The organism is Streptomyces sp. NPDC053431 (assembly GCF_044544925.1).
Classification (GTDB): Bacteria; Actinomycetota; Actinomycetes; order Streptomycetales; family Streptomycetaceae; genus Streptomyces.
This window is the reverse complement of sequence record NZ_JBITXX010000020.1, coordinates 94,517-107,883: the sequence shown is the minus strand read 5'-3', so window position 1 is coordinate 107,883 and position 13,367 is coordinate 94,517. Positions and strand designations below refer to the sequence as shown.

Below are 13,367 nucleotides of genomic sequence, written 5' to 3'. Positions count from 1 at the left end.
CTCAGCGGCTGGTCAGCTCCGGTCGGCCCTGGTCGGCCCCGGTCAGCTCGACAGGTGGGCGAGGATCTTCGGACCCAGGTCCGTGACGTCGCCCGCCCCCATGGTCAGAACCAGGTCGCCGGGCTTCGCCATTCCCGCGACGGCCTCCGGGACGGCCGCCTTGTCGTGGACCGGCGTGACGTCGGCCCCGGCCGCACGGGCCGCGGCGACGATCAGCTCGCTGGTGACGCCCGGGATCGGGTCCTCGCGGGCCGGGTAGATGTCCAGGACCACGGAGGCGTCGGCCAGCGCGAGCGCCTCGCCCATCTCCCGGCCCAGCTCCTGGGTGCGGGAGAAGAGGTGCGGCTGGAAGACCACGAGCAGCCGGGAGGCTCCGGCGGCGCCGCGCATGGCCTCCAGGTCGGCGGTCATCTCGGTGGGGTGGTGCGCGTACGAGTCGATGACCTGGACGCCCGCGGCCTCGCCCTTGAGCTGGAGGCGGCGGCCGACGCCGGTGTAGGCGGTGAGCGCCTGGGCGAGCTCGGCCGGGTCGACGCCCACGCGGGAGCCGGCGGCGAGGGCCGCGGCGGCGTTGTGGGCGTAGTGACGGCCGGGGACGGAGACGGTGAAGGTGTGCTGGGTGCCGTCGAGGGCGACGGTGACCTCGCTCTTCATGCCGTTCGGCACGATCTTCAGGATGCGGGCGTCGGAGTCCTCGGACTCGCCGACGGTCAGCACCGTCAGGCCCTCGCGGCCGGCCACCCGGCGGGCCAGCTCGCGGGCGCCCGCGTGCTCGCCGACGACGAGGGTGCCACCGGGGCGGATCTTGGCGGCGAAGGCCTCGAAGGACTCGTAGATCTCGTCCATCGACGCGTAGTTCGCGTGGTGGTCCAGCTCGACGTTGAGGACGATGGCGACCTCGGGGTCGTACTTCTGGAAGCTGCGGTCGCTCTCGTCCGCCTCGGCGACGAAGACCCGGCCGTCACCGTGCCGGGCGTTGGTGCCGGGGCCCGCGAGGTCGCCGCCGATCGCGTACGAGGGGTCGAGGCCGAGCTCGGTGAGGGCGACGGCCAGCATCGAGGTGGTCGTCGTCTTGCCGTGCGTGCCGGCCACGGCGACGGCGCTCAGGCCGTCCATGAGGGAGGCGAGCGCGTCGGAGCGGTGGACGACCGGGATCCCGAGCTCGGCGGCGCGGGCCAGCTCCGGGTTGTCGGCGCGGATGGCGCTGGAGACGACGACGGCGGAGGCGTCGTCGGCCAGGTGCTCGGCGGCGTGGCCGATGTGCACGGTGGCCCCGAGGGCGCGCAGCGACTCGGCGGTCGCGGACTCCTTGGCGTCGCTGCCGGCGACCTTGGCGCCGCGCTGGGCGAGGATCTTCGCGATGCCCGACATTCCGGCACCGCCGATGCCGATGAAGTGCGGCCGTTCCATGGCGGCAGGGATGGCGGGTGCCATGCGGTTCTCTCCCCGGGAGTGCGTGGATGTCGAGGGTCCAGCCTAGTGGCTGGCGCCGGGGGCCCCGGGCGGCACGCCCTCGGCCCCCGGCGGCGGGTCCGCCGTCGCTACGCGCTCACTCGCTGTGCGCGAACAGCTTCAGGACGGGCACGCCGACCTTGTGGCGGGCCCGGGACGCCCAGTCGCGGTGGAAGAACTCCTCCACGTAGTGCGGGGCGGTCAGCACGATCACCTCGTCGGCGTTCACCTCGTCCACGACGGACTTCATCTTGTCCAGGGGATGGTCCTCGACCACCTGCCCGACGGCCTCGCAGCCGGCCTGTCTCAGTGCCTGGAGGGAGACCTCCAGGGCCTGTTCGGCCAGCGGCCGCGCGTCCTTGCCCTCGGGCTCCTCGCCCTCGCGGGTCGCTTCCTTCAGCTCGCCCATGGCCACGTCGTCGATGGCGCGCAGCAGTACATCGGCCTGGTCACCGCGCGGCTGCATCAGAACGATGAAGGAGACGCCCTCGTCGCCGTGCAGGGTGGTGACGAAGTCCACGTCGACGGACGTGAGGGGCTTCTCGATCATCAGAACGCTTGTGAACACCTCAGGAGCCCTTCTGCGGAAACCATCCTTCCCCGTGCCCGCACGGGGACTGCGAGAGTAAGTGTGCCCAGCGCAGGCTAAGCGGAACGACAAATTCCGCCGATTGTCAGATCCGACGGTAGCGGGTGAAGAGGAAGCCGTCCTGCTCCAGCACGGACGCCACGGCGAAGCGTTTCGGAACCGCCACGACGGGGCCTCCGGCGATCCGCTGCGCGGTGCCCGCGGTCATGGTCGGGGAGACGGTCAGGCACAGCTCGTCGAGCACCCCCGCGGCCACGAACTGGCCCAGGAGACGGGGTCCGCCCTCGGTCAGCTGGCGCCGCAGACCGCGCGCCGCGAGGGCCGCCACGGCCCGCTCCGGCTCGACCCCGGGCCCGTCGCCGGCGACCAGCACCTCGGCGCCCGCGCGCTCGGCCGCCGCCCGCCGCTCCGGGGAGGACGCGGCGCCCGTCAGGATCAGGGTCGGCACCAGCGGCTCGGTGAAAAGCGGAAGCGAGAAATCCAGGTCCAGCGAGGCCGTGACGACGGCGATCACCGGCGCCGGCCCCTGCCCCGCCGCCTCCCGGCGGGCCGCGAAGGCGTCCCGCGCCCGGGCCGGGCGGTAGCCCTCCAGTCGTACGGTCTCGGCGCCGACGACGACCACGTCGGCCAGGCCCCGCAGGGTCCCGAAGATCCGCATGTCGGTCTCGGAGGACAGCGGCTGGGAGCGGCCCTCGTGCTGGCCGGCCCCGTCCAGCGAGGAGACCATGTTGGCCCGCAGCCAGCCGGTCTCGCCGGCCTCGGCGGGGTAGGCGTAGGCGTCGGCGAGCTCGTCGAGGGACCACTCCCGGTCGGCGGCGTCCGCCGCGGCCGTCGGGCCGGTCGCGTCCGTGATGCCCGCGGCACGGTCGGTTGCTGTCATGTCCGTCACAGGGAACAGGCGTCGCATCCCCGCAGTCTGACATGGCGCTTACAGTGGGGAACTGTGTCGACCCGTGCCATAACCGAAGCGGCTTCCACCGAAGCGGCCCCGCTCTCGCTCTGCTCCCGAGAGCCGCATGTCCCCGCCGACCGCCTGGTGGCGGAGATGGTGCCGCCGCCCCGGTTCGACGCCGTGCGCTTCGACACGTACATCCCGGACCCCAACCAGCCCAGCCAGTTCGAGGCCGTCAAGGTGCTCGGCGGCTTCGCCGAGGGGCTGGGCGGCGCCCACGCCTCCGGCGCGGGCAGGCGGCGCTGGTTCTCCAGGGCCCCGAAGAAGCCCGCCGCGGCCGGCCCGCGCGGGGTCTACCTCGACGGCGGCTACGGCGTGGGCAAGACCCACCTGCTCGCCTCCCTCTGGCACGCCACCCCGGCCGAGCCCGGGCTCAAGGCCTTCGGCACCTTCGTGGAGCTGACGAACCTGGTGGGCGCCCTGGGCTTCCAGCAGACCGTGCAGACCCTGAGCGGACACCGGCTGCTGTGCATCGACGAGTTCGAGCTGGACGACCCGGGCGACACGGTGCTCGTCTCCACCCTGCTCGGCAAGCTGGTCGACGCGGGGGTCGCGCTCGCCGCCACCTCCAACACCCTGCCCGGCAAGCTCGGCGAGGGCCGGTTCGCCGCCGCCGACTTCCTGCGGGAGATCCAGGGCCTGTCGGCGCACTTCCGGCCGCTGCGGATCGACGGCGAGGACTACCGCCACCGCGGCCTGCCGGAGGCCCCGGCCCCGTACGCCGACGAGGTCGTCGTGAAGACCGCGTACGCGACCCCGGGCGCCTCCCTCGACGACTTCCCGCACCTGCTCGAACACCTGGCGAGGGTGCACCCGAGCCGCTACGGCGCGCTGACCGACAACCTCAGCGCGGTCTGCCTCACCGACGTCCAGCCGATCCCGGACCAGTCGACCGCGCTGCGGCTCGTCGTGCTCGCCGACCGGCTCTACGACCGCGAGATACCCGTGCTCGCCTCCGGGCTGCCCTTCGACCGGCTGTTCAGCGAGGAGATGCTGAACGGCGGGTACAAGAAGAAGTACTTCCGGGCGATCTCCCGGCTCACCGCCCTGGCGCGGGACGCGAAGGGACTCGTGGCGCAGTAGCTTGGGGGCCATACCCGATCGAAAGGGATGCACCATGGCCGCTACGCGTACCGCCCACAACGTCTGGGAGGGCGACCTGCTCAAGGGGTCGGGCGTCGTGACGCTCGACTCCTCCGGCATCGGCTCGTACCCGGTGTCCTGGCCGGCCCGCACGGAGGAGCCGAACGGGGTGACCAGCCCCGAAGAGCTGATCGCCGCCGCGCACTCCTCCTGCTACAACATGGCGTTCTCCAACATCCTCGCCAAGAACGACACCCCGCCCACCCGCCTGGAGACCAAGGCCGAGGTCACCTTCGTCCCCGGCAAGGGCATCACGGGCAGCCACCTCACCGTGCGCGGCGAGGTGCCCGGCGTGGACGCGGACCAGTTCCAGGCGCTCGCCGAGGACGCCAAGAAGAACTGCCCGGTCAGCCAGGCGCTGACGGGGACGACGATCACGCTCACCGCCGAGCTCGCGTCCTGATCCCCGCTGTCGCGTGAGGCGACGTGCGGCCCGCATGGTTCACGTGTCACCACTGTGCGTGGTACACACATGCGGGTCGCACGTCATCTCCTGTACCGCCAGACAGGGAGTTGCCTCATGTCCGCAACACGACGTCAGATCCTCGGCGCCACCGCCGGCATCGCCTTCACCGGCGCCCTCTCCGAACTCTTCGCCGGCACCGCCTCCGCCGCACCGCTGCGGGGCCACCACGCCGGGTACGGGCCCCTGGTCCCCGATCCCGCCGGGCTCCTCGACCTCCCGGCCGGCTTCTCCTACCGCGTCCTGTCCCGGCAGGGCGATCCGCTGCGCTCCGGCGAGGGACTCGTGCCGAGCAACCACGACGGCATGGGCGCCTTCGCCGGCCGCCGCGGCCGGACGCACCTCGTGCGCAACCACGAGAACCGGGTCACCGGAAAGATCGGCGTACCGACCGTGGACGGTCTGACGTACGACCCGGCGGCCAAGGGCGGCTGTACCGCCCTCACCCTCGACGGCCGCGGCGACGTCCTCGACGAACGGGTCGCCGTCGCCGGCACCGCCGTCAACTGCGCGGGCGGGCCCACCCCTTGGAACACCTGGCTGACCTGCGAGGAGACCGAGGACCGGGCCGGCACCAACGGCTACACCCGGGACCACGGCTTCGTCTTCGAGGTCGACGGCGCCGATCCGCGCCGCACGGGCGCGGTGCCGCTCACCGCGATGGGCCGCTTCCAGCACGAGGCCGTCGCGATCGATCCGCGCAGCGGGATCGTCTACGAGACGGAGGACGCCTTCCAGAAGCCCTTCGGCCTCTTCTACCGCTTCCTGCCCGAGAGGCCGCTCGGCGGCACCGGTTCGCTGCGCGCGGGCGGCGCCCTGGAGGCGATGCGGGTGCCGGGCGTCCCCGACCTGTCCGCGGTCCAGGAGACGGGCGCGCGCTTCGAGGGCGTGCAGTGGGTCCCCGTACCGGACCCGCTCGCCACGGAGACCCCGGTCAGACTGCAGGACTTCGGGCCGAAGGGCATCACGCACGCCCAGAAGCTGGAGGGCTGCTACTGGGGCGGGAACGCGGTGTACTTCGTGTCGTCCTTCGCGCGCGCCAAGGACGGCTCCGCCGCCACCCACTTCGGGCAGGTGTGGAAGTACGAGCCGCACCGGCGGCGGCTCACCCTCGTCGTCGTCTTCGGCCCCGACACGGACGTGCGGCTGCCGGGCGAGTCGCCGGACAACATCTGTCTGGCGCCGGCCGGCGGCCTGATGGTCTGCGAGGACGGGGACGGCGCGCAGCACGTCTTCGGCGTGAGCCGGAAGGGCGAGGTGTACGCCGTGGCCCGCGGCGCGCAGAACATCGGCACGCCGGAGGCCCCGGAGTGGGGCGAGTTCGCGGGCGTCACCTTCTCGCCGGACGGTTCGACGATGTACGTGAACTGCTACACGCCGGGGACGACGTTCGCGGTGACGGGGCCGTGGCGCTGACGACCGGTGGGCGCTGGGGGTGACGGAGCTGGTGGCGCTGACGACCGGTGGGCGCTGCCGGTGACGGGGCCCGGTGCCGCTCAGCCCAGCTCGTAGCGCACGTCGGTGAGTCGCTCGGACAGCTCCCACAGGCGGCGGCCGGTCTCCGGATCGGTCGCCGCCGGCGCGTAGGCGACCGGCTTGGGCGCGCCGCGCAGCTCGCCGGGCCCGTCCGGCCCGAAGAACGCGCCGCTTTCGACGTCCGGGGCGGTCGCCGCGTACAGCTGGGGCAGCGCGCCGGTCTCCGGGGCCTGGGCGAGCAGTGGTCCGAGGACCCGCCCGTACACCCACCGGACGAGGGCGACGGGGGTGTCGTTCTGGAGGTTGGTGGCGGTGTAGCCGGGGTGGGCGAGGACGCTGCGCACGGGGCTGCCGGTGGTGGTGAGGCGCCGGTGCAGCTCGTGCCCGAAGACGGTGTTGGCGAGCTTGGCCTGGTTGTAGGACCCCATGGGCGAGTAGCGCCGCGCCCCCTCCCCGCCGTCCGGGCCCGCCAGGCCGTCGAAGTCGATGCGGCCCTTGCGGTGCTGGAGGCTGCTGACGGTGACGACCCGCGGGGCGGTGCCGGCCGCGAGACGGTCGAGCAGCAGCCCGGTGAGGGCGAAGTGACCGAGGTGGTTGGCGGCGAACTGGAGCTCGTGCCCCTGGGCGCTGCGGGTGTACGGCGGGGCCATCACGCCCGCGTTGTTGACCAGCACGTCGAGGCTCGGGTGCGCGGCGCGCAGCTTGTCGGCGAACTCCCGTACGGAGTCGAGGTCGGCCAGGTCCACCCGCCGGACGTCCAGCCGGGCACCTGGCACCTGGGCGGCGATGCCGCTCGCGGCCGCGCGGCCCTTCTCCTCGTTCCGGACGGCGAGGACGACGTGCCCGCCGTGGCGGGCGAGCTCACGGGTGGTGGCGAGGCCGAGGCCGCTGTTGGCCCCGGTGACGACGAAGACCCGCCCGGTGAGGTCGGGGATGCGGTCGGCGTTCCACTGCTCTGTCGCACGGTTCATATGACACACGCTGCCGCTCATGGCACTTGGTGTCAACTGTTGCGCCGAGTGACAGTCGGCCGGGCTAGGATCGGCTCATGACGTCCGAGACCCTGTCCCTGGCCGAACGCAAACGCCTTCTCGTCGCGACCGAGCTGACCGAGGCGGCCCTCCAGCTCCTCGCCCTGCGGGGCTTCGACGCCGTCACGGTGGACGAGATCGTGGCCGAGGCCGGGGTGTCGAAGCGGACCTTCTTCCGCTACTTCGCGTCCAAGGAGGACGTGGTCGTCCAGTTCCTCTCCGGGATGGGCACCGAGATCCACGCGGCGCTCGCGGAGCGCCCGGCCGGCGAGCCGCCGTCCGCGTCGCTGCGGCACGCCGTCGCCGTACCGCTCGCCGCCTGCACCCTGGACCGCCCCGACCACGCGGCCCGCGCGCTGCGGGTGGTCCAGCTGATCCTGCGCACCCCGGCGCTGCTCGGCCGCCTCCTGGAACGGCAGGCCGAGTGGCGCGAGACGCTCGCGGCGGAACTGGCCCGCCGTCAGGGCCTGGACCCGGCGGCCGACCTGTATCCGCGGCTGGCGGCGGGCACCGCCCTGGTCGCCTTCCACACGGCGCTCCAGTACTGGGCGGACAGCGAGGCCGCGGAGGACCCGCTGCTGCTGCTCGACCGGGCGTTCGGGGTGGTGCGCCCGGCGCTCGACGCGCAGGATCGGTGAAGGAGCCGCCGCCGTACGGGAAGGACTCGAGATGCCGAGGAAGAAACAGGGGGACCAGTCCCTACGGGCGCTCCTGAGGCTCCCGCTGGGGGAAGGCGTCGACCTCTCCTCCCATGACGCCTCCGCGACCCCCGGCGGCCCGGTCGGCAAGGCGGCCGGTGTCGCCGCCACCGCCCTGCTCGGACCCCGGCTCGCCGACCTCCAGGAACGCCTGTACGCGGCGAGCACGGCGGGCGACCGGCGCCGGCTGCTCCTCGTCCTCCAGGGCATGGACACCAGCGGCAAGGGCGGCACGGTCAAGCACGTGATCGGCTACCTCAACCCCTCGGGCTGCCGCATCCAGGCCTTCAAGGCGCCGACCGAGGAGGAGCGGGCGCACCCCTTCCTCTGGCGCGTCACGAAGGCGCTCCCCCGGCCGGGCGAGATCGGCATCTTCGACCGCTCGCACTACGAGGACGTCCTCATCGCGCGCGTCCGGGCCCTGGCCCCGCCCGCCGAGATCGAGGAGCGTTACGGGGAGATCGCCCGCTTCGAGAAGTCGCTGACGGACGACGGCGTCACGCTCGTCAAGGTCTTCCTCCACATCTCGCACGAGGAGCAGCGCGCCCGGCTCCTGAAACGCCTGGACAACCCGGAGAAGCACTGGAAGTTCGACCCGGGCGACATCGAGGAGCGCTCCCGGTGGCCCGCCTACCAGGAGGCCTACGAGCTGGCTCTGGAACGCTGCGCGTCCCCCCGCGCCCCCTGGTACCTGGTCCCGGCCGACCGCAAGTGGTACCGGAACTGGGCGATCAGCACCCTGCTGCTCGAGCACCTGGAGGACCTGGACCCGCAGTACCCGAGGGCCGACTTCGACGTGGCGGAGAGCCGGAGGCGGCTCCTCGCCTCCTGAGGCGCGCCCTGCGCGGGATGACGGAGTTGGATCGGCTAATTTCGCCGGGTGACCATTCCTGCACGAAAACTGTCGGCACTCGCTCTCCTGGGTGCCGTACTGGTCGGCTGCGGCGGAGGCGCCGCCGGCCCTGCCGCGCACGGCGGCGCCACGACCTCCGCCAAGCCGACCGGCACCGCCTCCGCCGGCAGCGCCCCCTCGGGCAGCGCTTCCCCGGGCACCCCCGGCGTCGCGCCCAGCGCGAAGGCCGGCGCCCCGCCCGCCCCGGGCCACGAGGCGGCGCCCGCACGGAAGGCGCCGCCGACGCTCGCTCCGGCGGCGGGCGGCCTGACCCCGGTCTACACGCACCGGGCGAAGAGCACCGAGAAGGTCGTCGCGCTCACCTTCGACGCCGACATGACGGCCGACCAGGGGCCGCGCGCGGCCGGCGGCGAACACTTCGACAACCCGCAGCTCATCGCGACCCTGCGCCGGCTGAAGGTCGACGCGACGGTGTTCATGACCGGCCGCTGGGCCGAGCAGTACCCGGACCAGGCCAGGTCGATCGGCAACGACGCCCGCTTCGAGATCGCCAACCACTCCTTCAGCCACTACGCCTTCGCGAACCCCTGCTACGGCCTCCCGACCGTCGCCCGGCCCGACATGGCCGCCGACGTCCAGCGCGCCTTCGACGCCTTCCGCGACGCGGGGGCCACCAACGTCGTGCCGTACTTCCGCTTCCCCGGCGGCTGCTACGACGACGAGGCCCGCCGCGCCCTGGCCCCGGCCGGCGTCACCGCCGTGCAGTGGGACGTGGTCAGCGGCGACGCCTTCGCCAAGGACGCCGACGCCGTCGCCGAGCAGGTCCTCTCCGGCGTCAGGCCCGGCTCCCTCGTCGTCATGCACTGCACCCGCAGCGCCGCCCCGGTGACCGAGCAGGCCATCCGCCGGATCGTCCCGGAGCTGCGCGCGCGGGGCTACCGCTTCGTGAAGGTGTCGGAGCTGATGAGCCGGTAGGGGCGGCCGGGGCGCGGGGTCAGGGCCGGGTGAGGAGCTTGACGACGATCGAGCCGTCCCGCCGCGCCTTGCGCCACGGGAACTCGCACACCATGCGGTCCACCTCGACCGGCTGCTCCACGTAGGTGCGCTCCGGGAAGGCCTTGCACTTCCCCTGGTCCGCGTACTTGGGGCAGTCGCCGTTCGGCTTGCGGAACTGGTGGGCGCGCCAGGCCAGCGTCCCCGCCAGCTGCTCGTCGGGGTGGGTCGGCAGGTACTGGTTGCTGAAGAACGAGCCGATCATGCCGCCCGCGAGGGCCATGGCCAGGAGCACGCCGAGCGCCGTGAAGCGCCGCGCGTCGGGCCGGTCGCCCGTCCACAGCCGCTTGAGCACCGGGGCGAGCCGCTGGGCGGCGACCACGCACGCGAGGACCGTGAGCGCGGTGAGCGTCACCTGAATCTGGATCATGGTGCGGGGGAAGAGCTGCACCTGCTGGTCGGCCTCCATGTGGCCGGCCAGCCAGAAGCGGATCAGCCACGCGCTGCCGAAGCAGGCGAGCGGGGCGACGACCACGGCCTTGCGCAGACCGAGGGCCACGGCGAAGCCGAGACCGATCAGCACGATCACCGCGTACATGTGCAGGCCGGAGAACTCGCCGACCCCCGGGTACTCGCCCGGCTCGTCCCAGGCCAGACCGGTCAGCGGCGTGGTGCCGATGTAGGCGGGCTCGGTGAGCGTGTAGCCCGAGCACCACTGGTCACGGGTGCTGGTCGCGCCGAGCAGGACCCGCAGGTACACCCCGGCCACCAGCAGGAAGCCCAGCAGCGAGCTGCCCAGGAAGAGCAGGCCGCGCAGGCGACCCGTACGCCACGGGTAGAAGAACAGGACGGCGACGAGCACGCCGGGCAGCGACCACAGGTGCCAGCCGGAGTAGACGAGGAAGAGCAGGCCGAAGAGCAGGCCGAGGAACCCGCCGCGCAGCACGGTGCCCCGCGGGGTGAACCGCGGCGAGGCGCGCAGCCACATCAGCAGCTTCGCGATCAGCGGGAGCAACAGGACCAGCACGAACGGGCTGTACGGCTTGTGCGGCAGCGTCTGCTGCAGCGCGGGCAGCAGTCCGACGGCGAGCGCGGGCAGCGGCTTCAGGCACATCCGCCAGAACAGGTAGGCGGCGGGCCCGGTGAGCGCCACGAAGGCGATGAACACCCACTTGAAGGCGAAGGCGGGCTGGCCGTCGAAGAGGCCGAGCTTCGCCGCGTAGCCGAGCAGGTACGGCACGGCCGGCGGGTAGAACCCGTCCATCGCACCGGTGTGCAGCACCTCCTCGCCCCAGCCGAGGATGCGGTTGTTGTCGCCGAAGGGGCCGTTCAGCGGCCAGGGCGTGCCGCGCAGCGCGAAGACCTGCCCCGCCCCGAGGAAGCCCGTGGTCAGTCCGGCGACGGCCGCGGCGGCGAGCCGCGTGGTCAGCCGCCTGACGCGCGCGGTCCCGCGCACGGTCACCCAGCCGACGACGGCCAGGACGACCAGCACCAGGAAGGCGAAGCGCAGCTGGAGGTTGGACAGACCGCTGATCTGCCCCACCCGGGTGAGGGGGCTGTTGTCGACGGACAGCCCCCAGACGGTGAAGCCGAGGGCGGCCAGGAGGGCGACGGCGACCTCTCCGGCTGCCGGACCCCAGCGGCGCGTCATCCGCCGCGCGAGGTCTCCGGACGCTCTTCGCCGGCCGGTGGGGCGGATGTCCGCAGCCGGCTCGGCCGACTCCGGGGACGTGACTGTATGCACCTGTCTGTCTTTTCTTCTACGGCTCAGGGGCGCGCGCCCGTGAGGCTCACCGCATGCGGGATCGGGCACCACCCTGGCACCGGAGAGTGAGATTCCTGAGGAAGCGCTCGGGTTGCACCGGCACCGAGGTGATCTGCGTCTCGGTGCCCGGTGGAGCGGGTGGGACGGAGCGATCGGGGAACGGGGGATCCGGAGGGGTGGGTGGGACGGGGTGGGACGGGGAGGGTCGGGCCGCCGTCAGGCGTTGCGCTGGCGGGGGACCCGGACCGCGCGCCCGAGCTTGCGCTTGACGCGGGTGAAGGTCGAGGGCGGGGCCGGCTGCGGCTTCAGGGTGACGGTCAGCTGACCGCCCTGGGGGGCCACGCTGACGGTGTACGGGCGGCCGCCTTCGGGCGCCAGGGCGAGTGTGCGGCGGTCCGGCTGGCGCGGGATGCCCGTACCGAGCGCGCCGCCGAGCCCGCCGCGGGCGGTCAGGCCCTGGGCGGAGCAGCGGAGGCTGATCTCCCAGGTGCCGGCCTCGAGCGGGGCGCCGTCGGCGAGCGCCGCGAGGTCGAGGGCCACCCGGAAGCCGGCCTGGCCGTAGTCGTACGTCTCGCGGCCGCGGCTGACGGTGAGGTGCGGGGAGGTCTCGCGGGTGACGGGCACCACGACCTCCCGCTTGCTGCCGCGGTGACGGAGCACGACCTCGGTGGTCAGCGCCTCGGTGTCGACCTGGTCGAGGTAGGCGTAACCGGCCAGCTCGATGACGCTGCCCTGCCACGAGAGCTCGTCCACCCGGCGGCGCGGGCTGACGCCGACGGCCGCGTCGGTGACGTCGCACAGCTCGGTGTACGCGGCGGAGTCCGCCGGCGGATAGGGCGCGGCGGCGAACAGCCGCCCGTCGCGGACGACCGTCTTGCCGGGGCGGCCGGCCACGTCCCACTCGACGACGCTCGCGAGCTCGTCGAGCCGGCCTTCCCTGATGCAGTGCACGCGCAGCCGCTCGGCCACGTCGAGCCGGGCGAACACACCGGGGGTGACCCAGCGCTCGGCGTACGGCCGGGCGAGCTCGACGACGGCCCTGCGCTCGTCCGCGGAGTCGTTCAGATAGCGCCGGTCGAAACGGCGCAGCAGCTCGACCTTCGCGTGCCGGGTGATCAGGCGGTCCCGCAGGTCGCCCGGCTCGGTGAGCTCCTCGACGAGGCCGACGATCTCGTCCGCCTGCGACACCATGGTCGGGTAGTCCAGCCCGCCCGCGGTGATGTTCCCGTTGTCGCCCCGGCCGACGAGGTAGTAGCAGTCGTAGTCGGCGAGGATCGATATCACCCGGCTGTGGAGATAGGCGCGGGCGACGAAGTGCTGGTCCTCGCTGATCCGCATGTGCTCGGGGAAGCGCAGCTTGTGCTCCTCCAGCATGGCCCGGCGGAACAGCTTGAAGGGCATCAGCGTCCAGTAGACGACCGCCGGGTCGGCCTGGTCGACGTTCTTGGCGAAGACCTCCCGGACCTCCTTGCGGATGACCCGGCCGACGCCGACGAGCTTGGCGAGCACGGTGTCGGAGCCGTTCTTCTCGGCCATCGCGACGAGCCGCTCCAGGGCCTGCGGGCCGAGGCAGTCGTCCCCGTCCAGGAAGAACACGTACGTGCCGGTGGCGTGCTCGAGCCCCACGTTCCGCGGCCGGCTGGGCCCGCCCGACGCGTCCTGGTGCACCACGGTCATCGCACCGGGATGCGCCGCCGCCCAGGTGTCCAGGAACTCCCCGCTGCCGTCCGTGCTGCCGTCGTCGACGGCCACGATCTCGACGGCGTCCACGCCGAGGCTCTGCCGGGCGACCGAGGCGAGCGTCTGCTCCAGGTACGGCATCGCGTTGTACACCGGTACGACCACGGAGACGGTGGGCGTGCGGGTTGCGCTCATGGTGCGGTGGCTCCCGTGCGGAAAGTGTGAAGGGCGAGGACACCGTACGGCACATTCCGGGGCCCGCGGCAGGGGTC

General features: G+C 72.9%; 12 protein-coding genes. 6 read left to right on the top strand and 6 right to left on the bottom strand.

The genetic code is table 11. The features are described 5' to 3' along the window. Positions 1–42: 42 nt before the first annotated feature. From murC to ACIGXE_RS32520, 3 genes are all read right to left on the bottom strand, one after another. Entirely contained in the window at positions 43–1,434 is a 1,392-nt protein-coding gene (gene murC, locus ACIGXE_RS32530; protein WP_399753128.1) for a UDP-N-acetylmuramate--L-alanine ligase, read from the bottom strand. A gap of 115 nt (positions 1,435–1,549) precedes the next feature. Then, the gene (locus tag ACIGXE_RS32525) at positions 1,550–2,020 is read right to left on the bottom strand and encodes an indole-3-glycerol phosphate synthase (RefSeq protein ID WP_399753125.1); all 471 of its coding nucleotides are present in this window, start codon (positions 2,018–2,020) and stop codon (positions 1,550–1,552) included. 106 nt (positions 2,021–2,126) lie between these two features. Beyond that, entirely contained in the window at positions 2,127–2,948 is an 822-nt protein-coding gene (locus tag ACIGXE_RS32520) for a pyrimidine reductase family protein (RefSeq protein ID WP_399753123.1), read from the bottom strand. A 36-nt stretch (positions 2,949–2,984) separates the two neighbouring features. On the opposite strand from ACIGXE_RS32520, the gene zapE reads away from it, so the two are divergent. The 3 genes from zapE (at position 2,985) to ACIGXE_RS32505 (ending at position 6,015) form a co-directional block, all read left to right on the top strand. Further along, positions 2,985–4,076: a cell division protein ZapE gene (gene zapE, locus ACIGXE_RS32515; RefSeq protein ID WP_399753122.1), complete on the top strand. Its 1,092-nt coding sequence runs from the start codon at positions 2,985–2,987 to the stop codon at positions 4,074–4,076. A 34-nt stretch (positions 4,077–4,110) separates the two neighbouring features. After that, entirely contained in the window at positions 4,111–4,539 is a 429-nt protein-coding gene (locus tag ACIGXE_RS32510; RefSeq protein WP_399753120.1) for an OsmC family protein, read from the top strand. 117 nt (positions 4,540–4,656) lie between these two features. Further along, on the top strand, positions 4,657–6,015 hold the full coding sequence (locus ACIGXE_RS32505) for an alkaline phosphatase PhoX (RefSeq protein WP_399753118.1): 1,359 nt from the start codon (positions 4,657–4,659) through the stop codon (positions 6,013–6,015). Positions 6,016–6,095: 80 nt separating this feature from the next. Here ACIGXE_RS32505 and ACIGXE_RS32500 read toward each other — a convergent pair whose 3' ends face one another. Then, positions 6,096–7,046: an oxidoreductase gene (locus ACIGXE_RS32500; protein ID WP_399753115.1), complete on the bottom strand. Its 951-nt coding sequence runs from the start codon at positions 7,044–7,046 to the stop codon at positions 6,096–6,098. A gap of 77 nt (positions 7,047–7,123) precedes the next feature. Here ACIGXE_RS32500 and ACIGXE_RS32495 point away from each other — a divergent pair, with 77 nt between their 5' ends. From ACIGXE_RS32495 to ACIGXE_RS32485, 3 genes are read left to right on the top strand one after another with little or no spacing between them, the layout of a single operon-like run. Next, entirely contained in the window at positions 7,124–7,744 is a 621-nt protein-coding gene (locus ACIGXE_RS32495) for a TetR family transcriptional regulator (RefSeq protein ID WP_399753113.1), read from the top strand. A gap of 31 nt (positions 7,745–7,775) precedes the next feature. Next, the gene (locus ACIGXE_RS32490; RefSeq protein ID WP_399753110.1) at positions 7,776–8,636 is read left to right on the top strand and encodes a PPK2 family polyphosphate kinase; all 861 of its coding nucleotides are present in this window, start codon (positions 7,776–7,778) and stop codon (positions 8,634–8,636) included. Positions 8,637–8,684: 48 nt separating this feature from the next. Beyond that, positions 8,685–9,632 carry a polysaccharide deacetylase family protein gene (locus tag ACIGXE_RS32485; protein ID WP_399753108.1) on the top strand — a complete coding sequence of 316 codons (948 nt, stop codon included), beginning with the start codon at positions 8,685–8,687 and terminating at the stop codon, positions 9,630–9,632. 19 nt (positions 9,633–9,651) lie between these two features. On the opposite strand, the gene ACIGXE_RS32480 is transcribed toward ACIGXE_RS32485, so the two are convergent. Then, positions 9,652–11,301 carry a hypothetical protein gene (locus tag ACIGXE_RS32480; RefSeq protein WP_399753106.1) on the bottom strand — a complete coding sequence of 550 codons (1,650 nt, stop codon included), beginning with the start codon at positions 11,299–11,301 and terminating at the stop codon, positions 9,652–9,654. 330 nt (positions 11,302–11,631) lie between these two features. Continuing rightward, positions 11,632–13,290, bottom strand: coding sequence for a glycosyltransferase family 2 protein (locus ACIGXE_RS32475; protein ID WP_399753104.1), 1,659 nt, complete (start codon positions 13,288–13,290; stop codon positions 11,632–11,634). Between the last annotated feature and the right edge of the window lie 77 nt (positions 13,291–13,367).

Coding starts and splice junctions, on each gene's coding strand:
- murC (WP_399753128.1), bottom strand. CDS start 1,434: ATGGCACCCGCCATCCCTGCCGCCATGGAACGGCCGCACTTCATCGGC.
- ACIGXE_RS32520 (WP_399753123.1), bottom strand. CDS start 2,948: ATGCGACGCCTGTTCCCTGTGACGGACATGACAGCAACCGACCGTGCC.
- ACIGXE_RS32510 (WP_399753120.1), top strand. CDS start 4,111: ATGGCCGCTACGCGTACCGCCCACAACGTCTGGGAGGGCGACCTGCTC.
- ACIGXE_RS32505 (WP_399753118.1), top strand. CDS start 4,657: ATGTCCGCAACACGACGTCAGATCCTCGGCGCCACCGCCGGCATCGCC.
- ACIGXE_RS32500 (WP_399753115.1), bottom strand. CDS start 7,046: ATGAACCGTGCGACAGAGCAGTGGAACGCCGACCGCATCCCCGACCTC.
- ACIGXE_RS32495 (WP_399753113.1), top strand. CDS start 7,124: ATGACGTCCGAGACCCTGTCCCTGGCCGAACGCAAACGCCTTCTCGTC.
- ACIGXE_RS32490 (WP_399753110.1), top strand. CDS start 7,776: ATGCCGAGGAAGAAACAGGGGGACCAGTCCCTACGGGCGCTCCTGAGG.
- ACIGXE_RS32480 (WP_399753106.1), bottom strand. CDS start 11,301: ATGACGCGCCGCTGGGGTCCGGCAGCCGGAGAGGTCGCCGTCGCCCTC.
- ACIGXE_RS32475 (WP_399753104.1), bottom strand. CDS start 13,290: ATGAGCGCAACCCGCACGCCCACCGTCTCCGTGGTCGTACCGGTGTAC.